We start from the raw sequence: 22,121 nt of genomic DNA, 5'->3' as shown, positions 1-22,121 counted from the left end.
TCGTCTCAGCAAAATATTATATATCGTTTACAGTGGGGTCAAGCCCCGCCGGATCGGGGTACCCCATCGAGGCGACTCCCAGTCGGGTGGATCACGGCAAGGCACTTCCATGGAGCTATGGAACATTATATACTTTGCATGGTGCAGCTCACATATCGAGCAGAAGGCTCCGCCCACCAAGCCGGACACTTCGGTCCCGCCTGCGATCCGGACCACTTCCACCCCTTATCGACAGAAGAAGGAGCAGCACCGTGAGTGTGCAGACAGAAATTTGGCAGGGACAGTACGACAAGCTGTTCATCGGCGGACGGTGGGTGCAGCCGGCATCGGAGCGCACCTTCGACGTGATCTCGCCGGCAACCGAGGAGCTCGTCGCGCGCGTCCCGGAGGGCGTCGAAGAAGACATCGACGCGGCGGTCAACGCGGCTCGCGAGGCGTTCGACAAGGGGCCCTGGCCCCGGATGGCACTCGAAGAGCGGATCGCGGTCCTCCGGAAGCTCAGCGCGGAACTCGCCGCGCGCGAGGCCGACGCCGCCAGACTCGTCAGCGCCGAGATGGGATGCCCGATCACCCTGTCCACGAAGATGCAGTCCATCGGACCGCGCCTGCTCCTGGACTCCTTCCTGGACCTCGCCCCCGTCTACCCGTGGGCCGACACACGGTCGTCCGCGACCGGCAGCGCGCTGGTGACCCGGGAGCCGGTCGGGGTCGTCGCCGGCATCGTGCCGTGGAACGCCCCGCTGCTCATCACCATGATCAAGCTCGCCCCGGCGCTGCTGGCGGGCTGCACCATGGTCATCAAGCCCTCCCCCGAGACCCCGCTCGACGCGTACCTGCTCGCCGCCATGCTCGACGAGATCGGCCTCCCCGCCGGCGTCGTGAACATCGTCCCCGCGCAGCGCGAGGCCAGCGAATACCTCGTGCGGCACCGCGGCATCGACAAGGTCTCCTTCACCGGATCGACGGCCGCGGGCCGGCGGATCGCGTCACTCTGCGGCCAGGATCTGCGCCGCGTGACCCTGGAACTGGGCGGCAAGTCCGCGGCGGTCCTGCTCGACGACGCCGACCTCGACGCCGCGGTCGCCGCCATCCGCGCGGTCTCGCTCCGCAACAGCGGCCAGGTGTGCAGCAACAAGACCCGAATCGTGGTGGCGCGCTCGAGGCGTGACGAACTCCACGACCGGCTGGTGGACCTGATCAAGTCGATGCCCGTCGGCGACCCGTTCGACCCCGCCACCGAGATCGGGCCGATGGTCAGCGCCAACCAGCGGTCCCGGGTCGAGGGCTACATCGACGACGCGAAGGGATCCGGCGCCTCTCTGCTGGTGGGCGGCGGACGTCCCGACGGTCTCGACCGCGGCTGGTACGTCGAGCCCACGATCTTCACCGACGTCGACCCTGCCGCGAAGATCGCGCAGGAAGAGATCTTCGGCCCCGTTCTCACGGTGCACACGTTCGACACCGAGGCCGAGGCGATCGACATCGCCAACAACTCGGAGTACGGCCTCAACGGATCGGTGTTCGCCGCCGACCCCGAGCACGCGCTGGCAGTGGCACGCCACATCCGCACCGGCACAATCGAAGTCAACGGAAACCCGGCGGGCTTCAGCGCCCCGATGGGCGGTTTCAAGAACAGCGGCATCGGCCGCGAGGCGGGCCTCGAGGGCTTCGACGCCTACGTCGAGCTCAAGTCCTACGGAATCCCGGGCGGCCTGCTCGGTTCGCTCTCCTGACCCCGACCTACCGAAAGGCAACACACATGGGCACCATCCCCCCCGTCGAAGAAGCTGCCGCCCGGCTCGTCACGGATCTGACCTTCGACTCCATCCCCGCCGACGCGCTCGCCGGTGCGCGCCGCCTGATGCAGGACCAGCTCGCCCTTCAGGTCGGAAGCGCCTCGCTGCCCTGGAGCAAGGCACTGCTCGAGCTGACCCGCGCGGCGCACGTTCCGGGCAAGGCACACGTCGCCGCGATAGGCGACGAGATGAGCGCCGCGGACGCGGCATTCGTCAACGCCTCCTTCGGCCACGGCTTCGAATACGACGACGCCCACCGGGCCAGCTCCTCACACCCGGGCAGCTGCGTCGTATCGGCCGCACTGGCGGTCGGTGAGGAACTCGGCGCCACCATGCGCGAGGTGATCACCGGCATCGTCGCCGGCTACGAGGTCTACACCCGCATCGGCAACCTGGCCGCGCCCCAACTGCTCGAGCGCGGCTTCCACCCGCACGGGTTGCTGTCGAACTTCGGTGCGGCCGCCGTCGTCGCGAAGATGCGCGGCTTCGACGTCGAGACGACCGTGCATGCGCTCGCCATCGCCCTCAGTCACGCCTCGGGCACCACCGAGTACACGTCGTCCGGTGGCTCGATCAAACGCATCCACTCCGGCATCGGCACCCGTAACGGGATCCGCGCCGCCGAAATGGCCGCCGCGGGAATCACCGGTCCGACGACGTTCCTCACCGGCGGGAAGGGCTTCTACCGCACGTTCGTCGGACGCCCCGTCGCCGACGACGCCGCGGCCACGTTCGGCCTCGACAAGACGTTCGAGATCACTCGCGTGTGGGTCAAGCCCTACTGCTGCTGCGGCATCAACCACGCCTACATCGACGGTGCCCGCCAACTCGCGGCCCGCGCCGCGGACGTCGACTCGGTGCTGCTGGGCATCCAGACCGGCGGCGACGTGGTGATCGGCAACAAGAACGCCAACGCCTACGCACCGAAGATCATCGAGCACCTGCAGTACAGCCTGCCGTTCCAGTTCTCGCTGTCGCTGCTCGGCAAGGGCAACGGCTTCCGCACCCACAACGAGTACATGGCCGGCCGCCTCGACCTCGGCGCCGGCAGCGACGTCGCAACCCTCGCACAGAAGGTGAAGATCGAGGTCAAACCCGAACTGGACACCACCTACCCCGGCCGATGGGTCGGCGACATCACCGTCAACTACACGGACGGCACCAGCGAGAGCCTGTTCGTCGACAACCCCACCGGCACCGCCGAGAACCCGATGTCGCAGGAGGACCTGGACGCGAAGTTCCGGGACCTGACGGTGACCGCGATGGGCACCGAGTCCAGCGAAGCCCTGCTGCAGGCCATCCAGGGCGGCGATCTCGACCAGCCCGCGTCCGACTTCGCGGCCCTGCTGCACGTCTGACCCTCGGACGACACCCACACCAGCCCCACCACAAGGAGTGAACGATGAGCGGAGAACACCTCAACGCCCAGGCCCGCGTCGTGCTGACCGGCCTCGACGCCGACGGTAAGTCGACCTTCATCTCGGACGGCAACACCACCACCCGCACCGCCCAGCCGGGCTTCACCGTCATGGACGTCTGGCAGTTCGACAGTCTGCCCGTCGACGTGCTGGCCCCGTCGACCCTGGGCGCCGACCCCGTCATCGACCCGCCGAAGAACGGCCTCGTTGTCCGCCTCGCCAGCTTCCCGCCGGACTCGGAGTTCGACGCCGAGGGCTACAAGGAGTCGCTCGACGCATTCCACGGCGCCGACTCGCACGACGGCGACGCCAGTACCGACGGCGGAGTGTGGCATCTGACCGACACGATCGACGTCGTCACCGTCCTCACCGGTGAACTGTGGGCCGTCACCGAGACCGGTGAAACCCTGCTGAAGCCGGGCGACACGGTCGTCAATCGCGGCATCAAGCATATCTGGAGCAACCGGACCAGCGAACCGGTCCTGATCATCGCCACCATGATGGCGGGCACCCGATGAGCGCCGTACCGGCCATCGACCGGATGGAGACCTCCTGATGCGCGGTGTAGTTTTTCGCGGCAACCGCGAACTCGAAGTCCTCGACTTCCCCGATCCCACACCGGGACCGGGCGAGGTGGTCGTCGAAATCAAGGCGTCGGGCCTGTGCGGCAGCGACCTGAAGTTCTACCGTGACCCACCGGAGGCGGCGCTCAAAGCGCTCGGGTTCAAGGACTTCGCGTCACGGGGCCTCGGTGAGAATCCGGCGATCATCGCCGGTCACGAACCGTGCGGCGTCGTCGCCGAGATCGGACCGAACGTGGACCCGCGCGCGTTCACCGTCGGTGACCGCGTCATGGTGTTCCACTACAAGGGCTGCGGATTCTGCGACCTCTGCCGCACCGGCTGGACCCAGATGTGCACCCACGGCGCCACGATCTACGGTGCCACCGCGCACGGCGGTCACGCCACCTACATGGTGGTCCCGGCGGAGACCCTGGTGCCGATGCCCGAAGAGATCAGCTTCTCGGCTGGCGCCGCAATCGCTTGCGGCACAGGAACTGCCTTCGGCGCGCTCAGGCGAGCGGACGTCACCGGGCGGGATACGGTCGCTGTGTTCGGACTCGGCCCCATCGGCCAATCCGCGATCCAGTTCGCCTCCGCTCTCGGCGCCGAGGTGATCGCCGTCGACATCGCTGCGGACCGCCTCGCGCGGGCCGGGGAACTCGGTGCGCACCACGTCGTGAACTCCAGCAGCACCGATGCGGTGGAAGCGATCCGGGAGATCACCGGCGGTCGCGGTGCGACCGTGTCGATCGAGAGTTCCGGCGCCCCCTCCGCACGCGTCGCGGGCACCCGGTGCCTCGGCCCGTGGGGCCGCATCGCCCTGGTCGGCCTCGGCGGGAACATCGAACTCGATGTGTCGCCCGACATCGTGATCAAGCAGATCTCGATCATCGGTTCCTACACGTTCTCGAACGTCGGGATGGGCGAATGCGCGCGCTTCGTCGCGCAGCACGGCATCGACGTCGACGCTCTGTTCACCGACCGCTGGAAGATCGAGGACGCGGAAACCGCGTACAAGGAGTTCGACCAGCAGGTGCGCGGTAAGGCCGTCATCGAATTCTAACGGCGGCTGTTTGGCATGGCGGGTGCCCCGCATCCGAGGGGGGAGCTCGGATGCGGGGCGTCTGTGGGTGATGGAGTTGCGTTGCGGCGCTGTGCCGGTCAGGCCGCGGCCGGTCAGGCCGCGGCTGGTCCGGCCCGCCGGTTGTGGGAGGGCAGTGGTTGCCGGAAGGGGTCGACGCTCGGTGGGGGAATGAACCACGGGTGCCGGTCGGCGCCGATCTGCACCTCCCACCCGTCGTGATGGATGAGCCGGTGGTGGAAACCGCACAGCAGGACGAGGTTGTCCATGTCGGTGAGGCCGCCGTCGACCCAATGGACCGCGTGGTGCGCCTCGCACCACGAGGCCGGCGCTCCGCACCCGGGGAATGCGCACCCACCGTCGCGCACGGCCAACGCCCGACGCTGCTTTCTGGTGGCCGTCCTGCTGGTCAACCCGACATCCAGGGGTGCGCCGTGATCGTCCAGAATCACCGTGCTCACCTGCGCATCACACGCCAGATGCCGGGCAGCGGTGATCGTCAGCGGTCCCATCCAGGCCGCCCACGCCACTCCCGTTTCCGCCAGCACCGCCGCCCAGTCCTCCGCAGATGCGGGCCCGTCACCACTAGGGGATGAAGTGTGCGCGCTGGTGCCGCCGCTGCGGTCGGTGCCGCGGGCGTAGGCGAGGTCTCGCGCCCGCACTTGCACGCTGATGTGGGGGCGTTCGCCGGCTTCGGTGCCGTTCAATCCTGCTGCGAGATAGCGGCGCAGCAGTTCGGCGAACGCGTCGGCACGACGCCGCCCCGGGGTGCGTTCGTCTCTGGCACCGTCTGCCGCCGGCCGGGGTGCGGCCAGCTTCGACAATGCGGTCAGCAGCATCTCGCCGGTCACCGCATCCAGGTCACCTTTGACCGACACCCGTCCGTTCAGGGTTTTCGACGCGTGCAGTTCGTTGCGGTCGAGGTCTTCGCTCGCGGGGTGCTCGTCGCTTTCGAAGATTCGCTCCACCTTCGCGATGCCCTCGCGGATCAGGTCGGTGCGGGCCTGTGGTCCGTCCGCTGCGGTCAGAAACGCGTCCAGTACCGGACCCAGCGCGCTCAGTGGCATTCCTTTCGGCGGTCGTTCGCAGAACCGCAGAATCAGCCCCGCGTGATCCGCGGAGATCCTGCAGCCGTAAAACTTTCCGGCGACCTCGGGTTGCGCCCGCAGCCCTCGCGCCAGGTTCACGATCCGTCCCGCCGCCCCTGGTTCGAGCATCGTGTGCGCCGCCAGCCACGCCTTCGCATTGGGATGGCCCAGCACGTCGACCCGGCAGCGCGAATCCACGTCCATCAGTCTCACCCGAATCGCCTCGAGGCGGGTGATCTCCGCCGACACCGCCAACGCCGTCTCGAGCAACTGCGCCTCGGTCAACCGCAGCGTGTCGAAATCGGCCGGATCACCGTCCGGCAACGCCCCCTGAGTTCTCTCCCCGTCCCCCATGCATCAAGACTAGATCGAACACCAGTTCGAGTCAAGAGTTTTCCAGTAATTCTCCTGTGCCGAAACGCATTCGGCACGGCGCAACCCAACCGCTAACTGGATGTACAGCAGAGTGTCCAGATAATTGGACACTTCTGCCCCCTCTTCCCGGTCTACGTTCAGCATGGCGAAGCGACAGTCCCCGCGCGATCAGGTGCCACTCACCGATACGAGGAACCACGGAGGTTGCATTGACGACTCGGAACCCACAGGCGACCGGACGAATACCGTCGGCCCGGGAGATGCTGCGAGTGCGAATACGTACGACCGTAATGGCGACCGGACTTGCCGCGGCCCTGTCCATCGGCGCTGTCACCACTTCGACAGCAGGCGCGGCTCCGGCGGAGTCGAGCTATCTTCTGGTCGGCGGCACGGGTTCGTCGAACATCGGAGTGTTGCGCGAATCGAACGGCCGGCTGACGCCCGTCGGGCAGCCGGTGCCCACCGATACGGGCACTCTGTCGGTCGCGGTCACGCCGAACGGCCGATTCGCGTATGTCGCGCACACCGTTTCGGGATCACTGCAGGGATTCCGCGTCGGCGACGACGGCGCCCTCGCGCGTCTGGAGAACGCACGGCTGTCCCCGGGGCAGCCGATCGTGGGTGCGGTCGTGAGCCCGGACGGGAAGTGGCTGTTCGCGACCGTCGGCTCGATCACCAACGAGGTGCAGACGTATGCCATCGCGTCGTCCGGAGCATTGTCGCTGGTCGATTCGGTGACCATTCCGGGTGCGACGAGCGGTCTGTCCATTCCGGTGGTCTCGCCCGATGGTCGATTCCTGTTCGCGCCGAGCTTCATCGGCGCGACGATGGATTCCTACGCCATCGGATCCGACGGGAGGCTGACGCCGGCGGGACCGCAGGTGCCGACGGGCGACCGTCCGGCGCTGCCGTCCGTGACGCCGAACGGCAAGTACCTGTACATCACCAACGAGGGAACCAACGACGTCTCCGGTTACCGCATCGCCCCCGACGGTGCCCTGACACCGATCGGACGCTTTCCGACCAAGGCGATTCCGCACGGCATGGCGATCACCCCGGACGGCAGATTCCTCTACCTGCCCCAGACCGGCGGCCCCGGTGTGAACGGATTCGAGATTCGAGATGACGGTGCGCTGGTTCCCCTCCCGGGTGCCGACGCACCCGCCGCACCGGGACACTTCCCCGGCCGCGTCGTGCTGAGCCCGGACGCACAGCGGCTCTACGCCATCGACACGCTCACGACGACCGGAACCGCGAAGGTGTTCACGTACCGGGTGCAGCCGAACGGCGCACTCGAGGCCACGGGAGAACCGCCCGTCGACACGGGCGTGACGTTCTCCGACGGCGCCACCGGAGTCTTCGCCTCTTTCGATACTGCGTGAACACCCCTACCTAGCTGTTTTGCGCCGCGGCGGACGCCACGGCGCGTGATCACCCGGCGAACCGCCGGCAGGAAGGACATCGACATGGGACTACTGGACGGCAAGGTCGTCTTCATCACGGGCGCCGCACGCGGGCAGGGTCGAGCGCACGCGGTGACCGCGGCCAAGGAAGGGGCTGATGTCATCATCACCGACATCTGCTCGCCCGTCGACGGAATACGCTACGAACTGGCGAGCAAGGACGATCTCGCCAAGACTCAGGCGCTCGTCGAGCAGACCGGCCGGCGTGCGGTCAGCGCCATTGCCGACGTCCGCGACCAGAGCGCACTCGACGCGGCCGTCGCACTCGGACTCGACACGTTCGGCCGACTCGACGCAGTCATCGCGAATGCCGGACTGTGGGACCTCGGACCCAAGGCCTGGGACATCACCGAGCAGATGTGGACGACGGTCACCGACGTCGTCCTCGGCGGGACGTTCCGGACCATCAAGGCCACCGCGCCGCACCTCGTCGAGCAACGCAACGGTGCGATCGTATGTATTGCCTCGGTGGGCGGCCTCGAGGCTACCGCCGGCTACACCCACTACATCACCGCGAAGCACGGCGTTCTGGGCCTGATGAAGAACACCGCCCTGGAGATCGCGGATTACAACGTGCGATGCAACGCCGTCTGCCCCGGTGCGGTGGACGCGAAGATCTGGGACAACCCGATGGGCCACCAGTTGTTCGTCGCGCCGGGCGAGGAGGCCGACCGCAGTGTGGCGATCGCCGCGACCTACGGCTACGCACCGCTGGCCGGCAGGCCCGCACTTCCGCCAAACGCCACGAGCAACGCCGCGTGCTGGCTGCTCTCCGACTACGCCGAGCACATCACCGGTGTCGCGTTGCCCGTCGACGCGGGCCACCTCCTCCTGCCCGGTGTGAACTTCGCGCCGCAGACCGAGGGGCCGGAAGCCGACCGCTACCGTTCGCCGGCCCAGTCACCCGACGACCTGTGACGTTCTGACGACATCGGGCCCCGACCGCACTCGGTCGGGGCCCGGTGTCTGTGCGTCTCCCCTCGCACGCCCCTTGCCTCCGAGCTGACATATATTATATTGTGTTCTCGCTCACATGTGATGCGAGTTCGTCGTCATCGCAGCTGGTCAAAAGGTGGTGTCGGAGTGCCCGGTAGGTCAGCGCATTCCACGGTCGACGCTCGGCCGGAGATCGCGTCGTCATGGATGCGTTCGCAACTGTGTGGCGTCGACGGCGATACGACGCCGAAGCTGGACAGGATCGACGTCGCATCGGACGGGTGCCTCGGACGCGCCGCGACGCCCGTTCTTGATCGCGTCTGCCTCGAGTTCGACGATGCGCCGCTGGTGTTCGTCCTCGCCGACCACGACGCCCGGATCCTGGATATCCGGCACACCCATCCCACTGTTCGAAATGCCCTCGACTGGACGGGCATCGAGCGCGGCATCCGGCTGGCCGAGGACGAGGTGGGAACCAACGCGGTCGGGACCGTCCTGGAATCCCGGCAACCACTACTCGTTCACGGCCCCGAGCACTTCATGTCCGCGTTCCACGAATTCAGTTGCTTCGGCCACCCGATCATCCATCCGATCACGCGACGACTCGAAGGTGTCCTCAACGTCGGAGGCGGGGCCGGCGAGGACCACCGGTACTTCGCCCCGATCGCCCGACGGGTGGTCCGGGACATCGAGGAGCGCATGGCGCTCGACACTCCTGTTGCGCAACGGAAACTGCTGGCCGAGTTCCATTCCGCGGCCCGGCGGAAGGACCGCTCGGTGATGGTGGTCGGCGAGGGCATGGTTCTTGCCACGCCTGCTGCGCTGGCCCTCCTCGATCCCGCTGACCATGCCACGGTCCGCGCCGCCGCCGACGCAGCCCACAAGTCGACCGCCACCCACCGCCTGACGCTCGAATCCGGACGCGACGTCGACGTCACCTGCACTCCCGTCGACGGCGGCAACGGTGTGCTGGTCGAATTCGCCACGGCGAGAGCGGATCGGAAACCCCCAGCCCCCATGGTCGAGGACTGGCCGCTTCTGGTCGTCGGAGAGACCGGCACCGGTCGGACCACCGAGGCGGTGCGTGCGGCCCGGGCGGGATCGACGATCGTCGACGCCGCGGATGTCGTGCAGAGCGGCGAGCAGGCGTGGGCAGTCGCGCTCGGCCGGGAACTCCAAGGGGACGGTGCGGTGGTGGTCATCGAAAATGTGCATCTGCTCACCGATTCGATGGCCACCCTGGTTGCCCGGCTCGTCCGGGGTACTCGACGGAAGACCGTCCTGACGTCGACGAGTTCGACTGACGTTTCGGGGATTCACCCGTCTCTGCTCGCCGTCTGCGCCGCACGGCGTGACCTGGTTCCGCTTCGTCGGCGCCGCCACGAGATTCCGCGGTTGGCGCGTCAGATGCTGACGGAGGAGGCCGCGACGTCCGGCGTGCGACTCACCACCGCGACGCTGCAAGTCCTTGCGGCGCACGAGTGGCCGGGCAACCTCGCCGAGCTTCGGCGGGTGATCCGCAGCGTGGCCCTGGCGCGTTCCGCCGGCGACGTCATCCCGACCGACCTTCCCGCGCCGTACCGGGCAGTCGGTGCCCCGCTGTCACCCATTCGCCATGCCGAACGGGAAGTCATCGTCGCGGCGATCGAGGCTGCGGGCGGAAACAAGCTCAAGGCCGCGCAGTCACTCGGGGTGAGCCGGTCCACCCTGTACAACCGGCTCCGGGTCCTCAAGATCGCGTGACCCTCCAACCAGTACATCGAGCGAAGTAATTCAATCGTCTTTTGGTCGTAGCGGAATACGACCGGCGGCAGATTCCCGGACAACGCGTCGGCAACCACACTGGAGCCCAGTATGGCAACCGTCGCATCCATCGACCGCATGATCCGCACCGGGATCGTGCCGATCCAGGAGTCAGCAGATGACACTCATCAGAACCAGCACGTCCGTCTTACCGGGGGTGCGCGCATGAAGACGCGAGGGGCCGTTCTGCTCGACGTCCCGGGACGGTACGAGATCGTCGAACTCGATCTCGACGAGCTGCGGCAGAACGAGGTTCGTGTCCAGATGGTCGCTGCCGGCCTCTGCCATTCGGACGATCACTTCGCCACCGGTGACCAGATGCCCGGGATACTTCCCATCGCCGGCGGTCACGAGGGCGCGGGCATCGTGGAGGCCGTGGGCCCCAACACTCCCGGTTACGAGGTCGGCGACCACGTCGTCTTCTCCTTCCTGCCGGTGTGCGGTCGATGCAAGTGGTGTGCCCGCGGGCTGCAGAATCTCTGCGATCTGGGGGCACTCCTGACGACGGGCTGCCGTTTCGACGATCCCGGTACGTACCGGCTCTCCCTCGACGGCAAGCCCGTCGGACAGCTGGCCGGGCTCGGAACGTTCTGCGAACGCATCATCGTCTCGACCGCGTCTGCGGTGAAGATCGACAAGGCACTCCCCCTCGAGGTCGCGTGCCTCACCGGGTGCGGTGTCGGAACGGGCTGGGGTGCCGCGGTCAACTCCGCCGATGTGCGCGTCGGCGACGTCGTCATCATCATCGGGATCGGCGGGATCGGCATCAACGCCGTCCAGGGTGCTGCCCATGCCGGCGCCAGTGCCGTCATCGCGGTCGATCCCGTTGCATTCAAACGGGATTCCGCACTGAAGTTCGGTGCCACGCACGCGGTCGCGACGATCGACGAGGCGAACGCAATCGCATCCCCGCTGACCAACGGCCAGGGCGCCGACTCGGCAATCGTCACCGTGGGCGTGATCACCGGAAAGATCGTCGGTGAAGCACTCGCTGCCGTCCGCAAGGGCGGGACGTGCGTCCCGGTCGGGATCGGCGATACCTTCACCAAGGACGGGGACATCAATCTGCACGACCTCACGCTGAGCCAGAAGCGCCTGCAGGGTTCGCTCTTCGGTGCGAGTCGGCCGACGTCCGACATTCCCGCGCAACTCGAACTCTATCGCCAGGGGAATCTGCTGCTCGACGAACTCGTGACGAACCGGTACACGCTCGAGGACATCAATCAGGGATACGAAGACATGAAAGCGGGCAAGAACATCCGGGGAATCGTGGTCTTCGATCACGGATGACCGGCCGCGAACACGCGCCGATGCGTTTCGAACTCGACATTTCGCCGATTCCAGGAGTCCTCATGACATTCGATCACGATCACCACTTCATCAACGGGCGGCGGGAACGCGCCCACTCGGCGGACCGTATCCCCGTGATCAATCCGGCCACCGAGGAGCAGTTCGCGTCCATCGCCGACGGCGACGCGTCCGACATCGACGCCGCGGTGACTGCTGCGGCGGATGCCGGTGAGAAATGGGCGGCGCGCACACCCGCCGAGCGCGCCGGCTACCTGCGCAGCATCGCCGCCGCCTTCGAAGCGCGCAGCGATGAGATGTCGGCGCTGGTCACGCGTCAGAACGGAACGCCGATCAGCATCTCCCGCGCCATGCAGAGCCAGGTTCCGGTCGCGTACCGGTACTTCGCGTCGTTGGCCGACGGCCTCGACACCGAGCAACTCGTCGAGACCGCCAGTGGTGACGCAGTGCTGCGTCGCGACCCTGTCGGCGTGGTGGGCGCCATCACCCCGTGGAACGGGCCCCAGCCGTTGATCGCCTGGAAACTGGGTCCTGCGTTGGCCGCCGGGTGCACCGCCGTGATCAAGCCCGCACCGGAGACCTCCCTCGACGCCCTGGTCTTCGCGGAGATCCTCGAGGCCGCAGGCATCCCCGAGGGTGTGGTCAACATCGTCACCGGCGGCCGGGAGACCGGCGCTGCCCTCGTCGCGCACCCCGGGGTGCAGAAGGTGGCATTCACCGGATCGACGGTCGCGGGCAAGGCGATCGCGGCCGAATGCGGCAGGCAACTCAAGCACGTCACACTCGAACTCGGCGGAAAGTCGGCGGGAATCCTGCTCGACGACGTCGACCTGGACTCCTTCACGCCCCTGGTGATGTCCGCGTGCGCGCCGAATACCGGCCAGACGTGCCGTGCGCTGACCCGGGTGCTGGCGCCTTCGTCGCGGTACGACGAGATCGTCGAGATGCTCAGCACGACACTGAGCGCCATCCCGCAGGGTGATCCGACGGACCCGGCCAACTTTTTCGGGCCGCTCGTGAGCGCGACCCAGCGCGACCGGGTCGAGTCGTATCTCGAACTCGGCCGCTCGGAGGGCGCCGAGGTCGTTATCGGCGGCGGGCGGTCCGCGAGATTCGACCGCGGCTTCTACGTGGAACCAACGATCTTCCAAAATGTGAATAACGGCATGCGCATTGCGCGCGAGGAGATCTTCGGCCCAGTGCTCGTCGTGATTCCCTACAACACCATCGACGAGGCGATCGCCATCGCAAACGACTCCGATTACGGACTGGGCGGCGGGGTGTTCTCGCCCGATCTCGACCGGGCGACAGAGGTCGCCCGGCGGATCGTGACCGGCAGTGTCGGGGTGAACACGTCGACTCTCCCGATCGAAACGCCGTTCGGGGGTCTGAAGAACAGCGGCATCGGGCGCGAACTCGGCCCCCAGAGCCTGGACGCCTACCTGGAGTACAAAACCATATTCCGCAACAGGTGACGAGAAGACCGCAGAGCGAACCCGGCGCTCGCTCTGCGGCACGTCACCGACGAAGCCAGTAGGCTACTGCTTCAGCACGATTCGATGCATCGAGCTTGCGCAGGATATGCGTGATGTGCGTCTTGACGGTTCCTTCGGAGATCGACAGCTTCCGTGCGATCGATCGATTGGCATCGCCTGCCGCCATCAGCTCGATGACGTCCACCTCACGGGTCGACAACACGGGATGGCGTGCGTCGTTCTTCGCGATCTCCGGCGTGGCAGCAATTTTCACGTCGCTCATCAACCGGGCCATCCCTTGACTGAGCGAGTTGAGCCCCTCCATGACCGAGACTCGCGCCAGCGTGTGACTCAACCCCTCGGCATAGAGGTTGAGCACCGCGCGGTCGGTGACATCGACGTCGCGGACCGGATAGCGATCGGCGTGGACGAGTCCGACAACCTTGCCGTGCGACCGCAACGGCGCCACGATGTACGAGGTACACCCGGACATCGACACCAATTGGCGATTCACCCGTGGATTGCTCTGGACGTCGAACACCAGGCCCGATCGGGCCCGGTCGACCACGTCCGACTCGATGATCGAGCCGTCGAGTTTCGGTGGATTGCCGCGGCCGGCCGCGACCATGTCCTGGGCCAGCCGGGGATCCCGCTCGATGACCATCGAATGCAGGTCCCACGTCGCATCACCGATGGTGGAGACGAGCCCGCGCTCGAACCCCATGGTGCACGCCTCCGCCGCGGCCTGCGACAGCAACTCGTTCGCGGTCGGCAGCGCCTGGAGGCGGCCGAGTGCGCGGCGTATCCGTCGCATCGTCTCGACGCCCTCGGCGACGCGGACGTCCTCGACCAGCGACTCCAGCTCGCGGACTCGGCCGAGGAGACCGGTCAGCTCCGCCAGACGAGGCGGCGTGGGGCACGCCCCGAGCCGATTCATCTCCGAGACCGCGCTGTCCCACACCTGCGTCAGAAGCCGCTTCGCGGACGATACGCGCGAGCACTCGGCGACGGGAATGCTGCAGTCCAGGACGTCACCGGCAGCGATTCCCAGCTCGCGAACCTGCGCGGTGACGTCGGCGTCCAGCATCACATCACTCTGCCGTCGATCAAGAGAACTCATACTCATCTCCACCACTCCCAGAAAGCGGACCTACATCATATACAAATATGATGTAGGCCACACCCCCTGCTTCCCGATGTCAGGGCTGGATGCCCATCTCCGGACCGATGTACTCCCGGACGCTCACCGCCTTCCCGTCGCGCGCCTCGACGATCTGCACGAGATGCAACTTGACCTGCTCGCCGCCCATCTCCAGTTCGACGGACGCCTCGTTGAAGAAGCCCTTTTCCGTGAAAGTGATTCCCTCGGGGCGGAAGTCCGGAACGGGGCCGTCCCCGGCGCGCTCGTACACGGCGGCGACGGCCTCGGACACCGAGACCCACTTGTCGTCGGCGCTGTGCCACACGGGACAGTCCTCGACGCAGATCTCGAGGAACAGGTCGATGTTCGCCAGGGCTTTGACCCAATTCTCCGAGAGTTCGATCGTTGCCTGGTCTGGGGTGCTGCTCATGTGGTCGGACCTTTCCTGTCGGATTCGCTGCAGGTGATCTGCGTCACCCATGCTGCCCGCACGTGAACCGATCGAGTGTCCAGATATCTGGACACCACCCGAATGCCGGGGATCGTCCATAAGTCGTAGTGGGAATCCGACCGCGGGCAGATGCAGGCGCACTGCACCATTCGCCACACTGACTCGACCCCTATGACACAGGTCACTCACTCGATCTGTTCACCTCCGCCTCGCTGCGGTCGACACCCATATCCGAATCCACACAGGAGTCCCATGACTACGGCAACAGTGGCGGCCGACCCGGGCCGGGTAACGCTCCGCGGCCGCCTGGGCCGCTTCGACCAGGCGTTCCTGGTCCTCGGCATCACGGTGCTACTGGCACTGGTCGGCGGCGCGACGACAACGAACTTCCTGACCACCGGAAACCTCACCAGCATCCTGAGCCTGTCCGCAGCATTCGGCATCCTCGCCGTCGGCGAGGCGATCGTGATCCTGGGCAAGGGTTTGGATCTGTCCGTTGCCGGTATCGGCCTCGGCTGCGCGCAGGCCACATTGGCGCTGATGAGCACCGGCATGCCCGAGTGGCGGGCGATCGGCCTGATGGTCGCCCTGGCCGTGGTCATCGGCCTCGTCAACGGCGTGATCATCGCGTTCCTCAACGTGCCCGCACTGTTCGTGACACTCGCTACCGGCATGCTGGTGATCGGCGGCATCGACATCCTCGTCCTCACCCAGAACGTCTACAGCGTTCCCGGCTCGTCGTTTCTCGCAGCGATCGGCAACGGTTCGGTGCTCGGGGTCCCGCGCCCCGTGATCATCGCGGGGTCGGCCTTCCTGGCCGCCTGGCTGTTCATTTCGTACACGTCCCCGGGACGCCTGATCCGCGCGATGGGAGACAACTTCGACACCGCCCGGGCCTCGGGTGCCCCGGTCCGGCCGCTGCAGATCCTCACCTACGTGATCTCGGCACTGCTGGCCGCGCTGGCCGGCTACGTCACGATGTCCATCCAGGGAAGCGTGCAGACGACAATCACGTCCTTCGACCCGATCCTGTTCACCGCGCTCACGGTGGTGGTGATCGGCGGAGTGTCGCTGTCCGGCGGCCGGGGAACCGTCCTCGGCGTCCTCGCCGGAGCGATGTTCGTCGGAATTCTCAACAACCTGTTGGTACTTCACGGTCTGAGCACCGCCGTCCAGGACCTCGTCCGGGGAGCGGTACTCATCTCGGCTATCGCGTTCGACGCATGGCTGCACCCGCGGAACGAGGAGACCGAGAAATCCGGCGAACTATGACACCCGTTCGGAAAGACCCGACTCACACACGATTTTCCGGCCATCAGAAGGAATCGAGAACCATGAAGACGATGAAGAAGATCGCCGCGTGCATCATGGCGGTGGCGGCCACCGTCACCGTCGCGGGGTGCACGGTCAACAGCGGCGCTGCCGCAACCCAGTCCGAGGGAGGCGAAAAGGCGTTCGGTACCAACGTCGAACTGCTCCCGGCTCGACAGACGGCACTCGACGCGATGCAGGGCAAGAAGATCGCTTTCGTACCGATCCTCTACAAGGGCTACCAGTTGACCGAGAACTGGGGCACGACGATGCAGCGCACGTTCGACAACCTGGGAGCGGAGTTCACGGTCTACGACTCGAACTTCAGCAGCGACCGCATGCTCAGCACCATCAACGATCTGATCGCCCGCAAGGCGGCCGACGTGCTGATCCTCCAGAATCAGGATCAGGGGCTACTCGACAGCGTCATCGACCAGGCGGCGAAGGCGGGCATCTACACGGTGGTGCTCAACATGATGTCCAACCGGCTCGGTGACGCGTTCGTCGGAGTCGATGTCTACGGTGCCGCGCAGTCGATCGCGGGTCGTGCCGTCGAGGACTGCGAAAAGCGCAACGCCCCCAAAACTATCTCGATCATCGACGGTCCCGGCAACGACCCGGCGTCGATCCTCTGGAATCAGGGCATCAAGGACGTGGTGGAACCGCTGGGCTACAAGGTTCTCGTCAACCACTCGCAGTTCCAGAATGCGCAGGCGCAGGCGGCCGCGGAGTCGGTGATCCAGCAGCAGCAGGGCGAGGTGTGCGGCTTCATGGTGACGTTCGACCTCAATTCGATCACTGTCGGGCAGACGGTCAAGGCAGCGGAGGCGCGAGGACAGGTGCAGCCGGGATCGATCGGCGTCTACACCCTCGACGCGGACAGCAACTGGTGCGATGCGCTGAGGCAGGGACTGGTCACCGCGTCGGCGGCCTACGACGTCCAGGGCATCGGTGCCGGAGGCGCCGCGGCAGCCCAGAACTTGATCTTCGGCGGCGCACAACCCGGCGCCGGCAACTCGGTCGCGTACGTGTCGAGCACCGTGGTCGACCGAAGCAACGTCGACCAGACCACCATCGCCTGCTACACGAGCCGGTAGGGACCGATATCCGATGACGACATCGACGACATTGCGCCGCAGCGGCTTCGGCCCGTTCCGCCGCGGAATCGACGCCTTCCCCCTGACCGGGGGCAGGCCGTCCGAACGAATCCCGCGGTTCCGCACGATCTCGGATCTGTTCGAGAAGCGGTGGATGGAGGGCGCCGTCCCGCTCGTGCTGGCACTCGCACTGTGCGCGTACGTCCTGGCGACGACGAACGTCGGCGCGGCCAACGCGCCGCTCATTCTCGACGAGGTGTCCGAGTACGGCTTGCTCGCGCTCGGCCTGACCGTCGTCCTCGTCGGCGGCGGCATCGACCTGTCCGTCGGGTCGATGGTGGGCGTCTGCGCGCTCGGGGCGATGGTCGCCGACCGGGTGTGGATGTGGCCGACCGCGGTCGTCGTCCCGGCGGCCGTCGTGCTCGGGGCGCTACTCGGATCGGTCAACGGGTACCTCATCGCCTATCGGCGGATGCGCCCGTTCATCACCACCCTCGTCACACTCATCGCGTTCGGTGGAGCGGCAGCAGCCCTGCAGAACGCATACAGCACGAAGATCGGCATCGGCAAGCCCTCCCTCGTGTGGGACTTCTTCAGCAACGGCACGATCCTCGGGATACCCACGGAGTGGTTCATCTTCGCGGTGGCTCTGATCGTCGTGCACCTGGCACTGACGCGCTCTCGGTGGGGCTGGTGGGTGACGGCCACCGGATCCGACCGGCGCTCGGCACGCCGAAACGGCATTCCGGTCACCGCCGTGACGTTCTGGACGTATGCCCTGTCCGGCGCGTTGGCCGGCACCGCTGCGATCCTGACGTCGGCGCGCCTCAGTCGGACCGACCCCAACATCGGAAGGGGTTGGGAGATCATCGTGCTGACCGCGGTCGTCCTCGGTGGGGTGAGCCTGAAGGGCGGGCGCGGTTCGGTACTCCGCGCCACGGTCGGCGTGATCGTGGTTGCCATCATCCAGCAGGCCACCGTCGCCGAAGGAGCCCAGGGCTCCTATTACACGGTCATTCTCGCGGCCGTGCTGCTGGTGTTCACGATCCTCGATCTGCAGTGGGGAAAGTACCGGCAGCGGGCGGTCGAGAAGCTGAAGATCGACCCGGCCCGCCTGTCCCTCGGCCCGTTGGTCGACGTCACCGAACCGGGCACCGTCTGGTCCCTGAACCGGCGTCTCACCGATGCGCCGCCGGTCGGCCTCGGCAGGATCCGGGGAGCGGAGGACTGCGCCGTCGACTCGGACGGCAACGTGTACTGTGGCGACCAGCGCGGCTGGGTGTGGCGGTTCCGCGGTCAGGACGACACCGAGGGGGAGATCTTCTCCCGCACCGGCGGATTCCCGTGCGGACACGTGTGGGATGCGGAAGGACGCCTGGTCGTCGCGGTGGGCGGCATGGGCATCTACCGCATCGGGACCGACGGCGCACCGGAACTCGTCGCCAACAAGGTGGGGCGCAGTCGCCTGTCACTGATCGACGATTCAGGCCTGCGCGCCGTCGACGATCTCGACATCGCTCCCGACGGCTCGATCTACGCATCCGACTTCTCCACACGGACCAACACCGCGGACTTCCTGCTCGAACTCGTCGAGTTCCGGCCCAACGGCCGGGTCATCCGCGTCACTCCCGACGGCAGGACCGAGGTGGTCGTGTCCAACTACGTCTTCCCCAACGGCATCTGCACCTCTCACGACGGCGAATCGATCCTCATCGCGAGTACCGGCCTGTGCCGCGTCGATCGGCTCTGGATCTCCGGACCGAAGACGGGGCAACTCGAACCGGTGCTCGAGAACCTGCCCGGCTACCCGGACAACATCAACCGGTCTTCTGATGGGCACTATTGGATGCCTTTGTGCGCCATGCGTACCCAGATGTCCGATCTTCTCGGCAAATATCCTGCGGTCCGTCGCCGCATGACCCGCGAGGTGTCCGTGGACAACTGGGTGGTGCCGCAGCTCAACGTCTCGTGCGTGATCAAGTTCAGTGACCACGGTGAGATCCTGTCGGTGCTCTGGGACGAGACGATGGAGAATTATCCGATGGTCACCGCAGCGAAGGAACGCGACGGTGCGCTCTACCTGTGCGGCGTCAGCAACAACCGTATCGGCCGGCTGGAACTCGACCCGAGTGAAGTCGGCACCGTCGACCCCTCGGCGGTGCCGGGGACCGCTCGCGCGCGCACTCCCGAGGAGGTGACCCGATGAGTTCGACCCTGCGCACCATCGGAGAATGGATCAACCCGAACCGGGGCAGGCACCGCACAGTGCCACCGATGGACACCGGATTGCGACCCAACCTCCGGCTGGACGAGGCACGAGAGCTCCTGCCTCCCGGGCGGTACGAGCCCGACGACGTGGTGATCACCCGTTCCGGCGCTGCGGTTTTCAGCAGCGGCAGCCTCGTGTTCGACTTCCGCGACGGTGAGGCCGTCCTCCGCGCCGAGTTCTCCGGGAGGGTGGCGGCCCTCGCGGACGTCGGCGACGACGTCGTCGCCGCGGTCGAGGGTCGCGGGCTCTGTGCGATCTCACCGTCCGGTGCGGTCTCGGAGATCTGCACGGACCCGTCGGTCACGTCGTGTGTGACCGCGCTGACGGCGACCCCCGACGGCGCTCTGCTCGTCGCCGTCGGCTCGACCGCCGGACCGTCGGCGGAGTGGGCACGTTCTCTCGTCACGGGCGATCGGTCCGGACGGATCGTGCGGGTGGACGGCGCCCGGGCACGGGTGGTCGCCGAAGGTCTGGCATGGCCGTCGGGGATCGGCATGGCCTCCGACCGCGACGTGCTCGTCTCGATCAGCCTCGAGCACCGAGTCGAACTGCGCGAACTCGCGGCGCTCGGGCACCGGGGGCGCACCGTGACGGCGAACCTACCGATCTACCCCGGTCGAATGAGCGCCGACGACGACGGCTACTGGTTCGCCGCACCGTATGTGCGCAACCGGGTCACCGAGATGCTGCTCGACGAACCCGAGGTGCTCGCCGAGATGGTCGGAACGATCAGCCGCGACGAATGGTTCGTCCCCCGCCTGCACAGCGGGGACCCCTTCACCGAGACGATGCAGATGGGACAGCTGCGGGTGCTCGGGATAGTGAAGAGCTGGGCGCCTGCCCGCTCCTGCGGACTCGTGTTCCGTATGGACCGCATGGGGCGGGTGGTCGAGAGTGCCCACGCCCGCGTCGACAGCAACCGTCACGGCGTCACCGGAGTCGCCGTTCGGGACGGACAGGTGATCGCCGCGGCACGCGGGTACGGAAATCTGCTGAAACTACAGGCGCACAACAGATGAGGACGGCAACGATGTCAGAGGTAGCAGACGGCTCATCCGCCGCACCGGTGATCCGGTTGACGAACGTCGGCAAGAGCTACAACGGAACCCACGCGCTCGCCGGGGTCGACTTCGATGTCCGCTCGGGCGAGGTCCACGCCGTGCTGGGTGAGAACGGTGCCGGGAAGTCGACGATGGTGAAGATCATCTCGGGCGCGGTCGCGCACGACACCGGCACCCTGGAGATCTCCGGGCGGGAGCGAACGTTCGCGACACCGCGCGAATCGGTGGAAGCCGGTGTGGCGATGGTGTATCAGGAAGGGTCGCTCGTCGAGTCGATGACGGTCGCCCAGAATCTGTTCATGGGCGACGAGAAGGTGTTCAACAATCTCGGTCACCTCAATGTCGTTGCCCGGGAACTACTCGAATCGCACAACTTCCACATCCGCCCCGACGTGGCGGCCGGTTCACTCGGTGTCGGCCAGAAGCAGATGGTGGAGATTGCCCGCGCGGTCCACCGGAATGCGAGCCTGGTGATCCTCGACGAACCGACCGCATCGGTGACACCCGAGGAACGGCTGCAGTTGTTCATGTCGATGCAGAGTCTCGCACGGCGCGGGATCGGCGTCATCTTCATCACCCACATGCTCGACGAGGCGTTCGAGCAGGCGGATCGCATCACCGTGCTGCGCGACGGCGTGGTCCAGGGGACCCTGACGAAACCGGAGTTCACCCACGACCGGGTGGTCAAGATGATGGTGGGCCGCACCGTCGAGATGGGGCGCGTGCCACCGGGCCGCACGCCGGAACCGACGCCGACACTGCAGGTCGAGGACCTGACGCTGCTGCCCGCGGTGCGCAACATGGCGTTCTCCGCCTATGCGGGTGAGATCGTCGGCCTGTACGGGCTGGTCGGTGCGGGGCGCAGCGAGGTCGCGATGATCATCAGCGGCATCACGAAGCGTCGTCGCCTCCGCGGTGGCACGGTGCAGCTCAACGGAAAACCGGTTCGCTTCCGGACACCGCGACACGCCCGCCGGGCCGGCATCGTCTACATCACGGAGGACCGCAAGGCCTCCGGCTTCTTCAGTCATCTGACCATCGCGGACAACATCTACCTCGGCCACCTGTGCAGTGCCCTCCGACTGCCGTTCCTGTTCCGTCCCCGGGTCCGGAAGACGATGGCGCAGCGGTTCGTCGATCAGTTCGAGGTCCGCACACTCGCGCCGGACAAGGCCACCCTCGAGGAGTTGAGCGGCGGAAATCAGCAGAAGGTCGTGCTCGCCAAGGGATTGACCCGCAAGCCGCTGGTCGCGATCATCGACGAGCCGACCCGCGGTGTGGATCTGGGCACGATCCCCGAGATCCACGCGATGATTCGCGCTCTCGCCGACGACGGAGTCGCGGTGGTGGTCATCTCGTCCTACCTGCCCGAGATCCAGGCACTGTCCGATCGGGTCCTGGTGGCACGCGCGGGCAGCATCGCAGCCGAGTTCTCACCGGACGAAGCCGACGAGGAGAGCCTCATGTTCGCGGCGGTGCACTGAC

General features: G+C 66.6%; 17 protein-coding genes. 14 read left to right on the top strand and 3 right to left on the bottom strand.

All coding sequences use genetic code 11. The features are described 5' to 3' along the window. Positions 1–251: 251 nt before the first annotated feature. The 4 genes from MLGJGCBP_RS10470 to MLGJGCBP_RS10455 are packed head-to-tail and all read left to right on the top strand — an operon-like array spanning position 252 to position 4,840. Positions 252–1,733 (top strand): aldehyde dehydrogenase, encoded by a 1,482-nt coding sequence (locus tag MLGJGCBP_RS10470; RefSeq protein WP_160095332.1) that lies wholly within the window; start codon positions 252–254, stop codon positions 1,731–1,733. Positions 1,734–1,759: 26 nt separating this feature from the next. After that, positions 1,760–3,154 (top strand): MmgE/PrpD family protein, encoded by a 1,395-nt coding sequence (locus MLGJGCBP_RS10465; RefSeq protein ID WP_160095330.1) that lies wholly within the window; start codon positions 1,760–1,762, stop codon positions 3,152–3,154. Between the two features lie 44 nt (positions 3,155–3,198). Continuing rightward, the gene (locus tag MLGJGCBP_RS10460) at positions 3,199–3,732 is read left to right on the top strand and encodes a cupin domain-containing protein (RefSeq protein ID WP_160095328.1); all 534 of its coding nucleotides are present in this window, start codon (positions 3,199–3,201) and stop codon (positions 3,730–3,732) included. A 37-nt stretch (positions 3,733–3,769) separates the two neighbouring features. Next, on the top strand, positions 3,770–4,840 hold the full coding sequence (locus tag MLGJGCBP_RS10455; RefSeq protein WP_160095326.1) for a zinc-dependent alcohol dehydrogenase family protein: 1,071 nt from the start codon (positions 3,770–3,772) through the stop codon (positions 4,838–4,840). A 113-nt stretch (positions 4,841–4,953) separates the two neighbouring features. Here the strand turns inward: MLGJGCBP_RS10455 and MLGJGCBP_RS10450 are convergent, their stop codons facing one another. Next, complete coding sequence (locus MLGJGCBP_RS10450; RefSeq protein ID WP_160095324.1) at positions 4,954–6,300, bottom strand: HNH endonuclease signature motif containing protein; 1,347 nt, start codon at positions 6,298–6,300, stop codon at positions 4,954–4,956. Positions 6,301–6,611: 311 nt separating this feature from the next. On the opposite strand from MLGJGCBP_RS10450, the gene MLGJGCBP_RS10445 reads away from it, so the two are divergent. The 5 genes from MLGJGCBP_RS10445 (at position 6,612) to MLGJGCBP_RS10425 (ending at position 13,306) form a co-directional block, all read left to right on the top strand. Further along, entirely contained in the window at positions 6,612–7,703 is a 1,092-nt protein-coding gene (locus tag MLGJGCBP_RS10445; protein ID WP_160095322.1) for a lactonase family protein, read from the top strand. A gap of 84 nt (positions 7,704–7,787) precedes the next feature. Continuing rightward, a complete protein-coding gene (locus tag MLGJGCBP_RS10440; protein WP_160095320.1) occupies positions 7,788–8,702 on the top strand; it encodes a mycofactocin-coupled SDR family oxidoreductase in 915 nt (304 codons plus the stop codon). 165 nt (positions 8,703–8,867) lie between these two features. Then, positions 8,868–10,463, top strand: coding sequence for a sigma-54-dependent Fis family transcriptional regulator (locus tag MLGJGCBP_RS10435; RefSeq protein WP_160095318.1), 1,596 nt, complete (start codon positions 8,868–8,870; stop codon positions 10,461–10,463). A gap of 225 nt (positions 10,464–10,688) precedes the next feature. Next, on the top strand, positions 10,689–11,813 hold the full coding sequence (locus MLGJGCBP_RS10430) for an NDMA-dependent alcohol dehydrogenase (protein ID WP_160095352.1): 1,125 nt from the start codon (positions 10,689–10,691) through the stop codon (positions 11,811–11,813). A 62-nt stretch (positions 11,814–11,875) separates the two neighbouring features. Beyond that, positions 11,876–13,306, top strand: a complete 1,431-nt coding sequence (locus MLGJGCBP_RS10425) for an aldehyde dehydrogenase (protein ID WP_160095316.1) — start codon at positions 11,876–11,878, stop codon at positions 13,304–13,306. Positions 13,307–13,349: 43 nt separating this feature from the next. On the opposite strand, the gene MLGJGCBP_RS10420 is transcribed toward MLGJGCBP_RS10425, so the two are convergent. Next, positions 13,350–14,426: a LuxR C-terminal-related transcriptional regulator gene (locus MLGJGCBP_RS10420; RefSeq protein WP_160095314.1), complete on the bottom strand. Its 1,077-nt coding sequence runs from the start codon at positions 14,424–14,426 to the stop codon at positions 13,350–13,352. A gap of 79 nt (positions 14,427–14,505) precedes the next feature. Continuing rightward, positions 14,506–14,877: a nuclear transport factor 2 family protein gene (locus MLGJGCBP_RS10415; RefSeq protein WP_160095312.1), complete on the bottom strand. Its 372-nt coding sequence runs from the start codon at positions 14,875–14,877 to the stop codon at positions 14,506–14,508. Between the two features lie 273 nt (positions 14,878–15,150). Between MLGJGCBP_RS10415 and MLGJGCBP_RS10410 the strand changes: the two genes are divergently transcribed. The 5 genes from MLGJGCBP_RS10410 to MLGJGCBP_RS10390 all read left to right on the top strand — a co-directional run bounded on the left by MLGJGCBP_RS10410 (position 15,151) and on the right by MLGJGCBP_RS10390 (position 22,120). After that, positions 15,151–16,170 carry an ABC transporter permease gene (locus MLGJGCBP_RS10410; protein WP_160095310.1) on the top strand — a complete coding sequence of 340 codons (1,020 nt, stop codon included), beginning with the start codon at positions 15,151–15,153 and terminating at the stop codon, positions 16,168–16,170. A gap of 62 nt (positions 16,171–16,232) precedes the next feature. Next, on the top strand, positions 16,233–17,306 hold the full coding sequence (locus MLGJGCBP_RS10405; RefSeq protein WP_160095308.1) for a sugar ABC transporter substrate-binding protein: 1,074 nt from the start codon (positions 16,233–16,235) through the stop codon (positions 17,304–17,306). A gap of 13 nt (positions 17,307–17,319) precedes the next feature. After that, complete coding sequence (locus MLGJGCBP_RS10400; RefSeq protein WP_160095306.1) at positions 17,320–19,512, top strand: ABC transporter permease; 2,193 nt, start codon at positions 17,320–17,322, stop codon at positions 19,510–19,512. Next, a complete protein-coding gene (locus tag MLGJGCBP_RS10395; RefSeq protein ID WP_160095304.1) occupies positions 19,509–20,594 on the top strand; it encodes a hypothetical protein in 1,086 nt (361 codons plus the stop codon). The genes MLGJGCBP_RS10400 and MLGJGCBP_RS10395 overlap by 4 nt, the downstream gene beginning before the upstream one ends. A gap of 11 nt (positions 20,595–20,605) precedes the next feature. Further along, entirely contained in the window at positions 20,606–22,120 is a 1,515-nt protein-coding gene (locus MLGJGCBP_RS10390; RefSeq protein WP_160095302.1) for a sugar ABC transporter ATP-binding protein, read from the top strand. Position 22,121: the final 1 nt, after the last annotated feature.

This window comes from Rhodococcus sp. T7, from assembly GCF_009872365.1.
In the GTDB taxonomy this organism is placed as follows: domain Bacteria; phylum Actinomycetota; class Actinomycetes; order Mycobacteriales; family Mycobacteriaceae; genus Rhodococcus_F.
This window is presented reverse-complemented; position numbering and strand designations above follow the sequence as displayed.

Coding starts and splice junctions, on each gene's coding strand:
- MLGJGCBP_RS10425 (WP_160095316.1), top strand. CDS start 11,876: ATGACATTCGATCACGATCACCACTTCATCAACGGGCGGCGGGAACGC.
- MLGJGCBP_RS10420 (WP_160095314.1), bottom strand. CDS start 14,426: ATGAGTTCTCTTGATCGACGGCAGAGTGATGTGATGCTGGACGCCGAC.
- MLGJGCBP_RS10410 (WP_160095310.1), top strand. CDS start 15,151: ATGACTACGGCAACAGTGGCGGCCGACCCGGGCCGGGTAACGCTCCGC.
- MLGJGCBP_RS10465 (WP_160095330.1), top strand. CDS start 1,760: ATGGGCACCATCCCCCCCGTCGAAGAAGCTGCCGCCCGGCTCGTCACG.
- MLGJGCBP_RS10445 (WP_160095322.1), top strand. CDS start 6,612: ATGGCGACCGGACTTGCCGCGGCCCTGTCCATCGGCGCTGTCACCACT.
- MLGJGCBP_RS10460 (WP_160095328.1), top strand. CDS start 3,199: ATGAGCGGAGAACACCTCAACGCCCAGGCCCGCGTCGTGCTGACCGGC.
- MLGJGCBP_RS10390 (WP_160095302.1), top strand. CDS start 20,606: ATGTCAGAGGTAGCAGACGGCTCATCCGCCGCACCGGTGATCCGGTTG.
- MLGJGCBP_RS10405 (WP_160095308.1), top strand. CDS start 16,233: ATGAAGACGATGAAGAAGATCGCCGCGTGCATCATGGCGGTGGCGGCC.
- MLGJGCBP_RS10455 (WP_160095326.1), top strand. CDS start 3,770: ATGCGCGGTGTAGTTTTTCGCGGCAACCGCGAACTCGAAGTCCTCGAC.
- MLGJGCBP_RS10415 (WP_160095312.1), bottom strand. CDS start 14,877: ATGAGCAGCACCCCAGACCAGGCAACGATCGAACTCTCGGAGAATTGG.
- MLGJGCBP_RS10400 (WP_160095306.1), top strand. CDS start 17,320: ATGACGACATCGACGACATTGCGCCGCAGCGGCTTCGGCCCGTTCCGC.
- MLGJGCBP_RS10450 (WP_160095324.1), bottom strand. CDS start 6,300: ATGGGGGACGGGGAGAGAACTCAGGGGGCGTTGCCGGACGGTGATCCG.
- MLGJGCBP_RS10440 (WP_160095320.1), top strand. CDS start 7,788: ATGGGACTACTGGACGGCAAGGTCGTCTTCATCACGGGCGCCGCACGC.
- MLGJGCBP_RS10395 (WP_160095304.1), top strand. CDS start 19,509: ATGAGTTCGACCCTGCGCACCATCGGAGAATGGATCAACCCGAACCGG.
- MLGJGCBP_RS10430 (WP_160095352.1), top strand. CDS start 10,689: ATGAAGACGCGAGGGGCCGTTCTGCTCGACGTCCCGGGACGGTACGAG.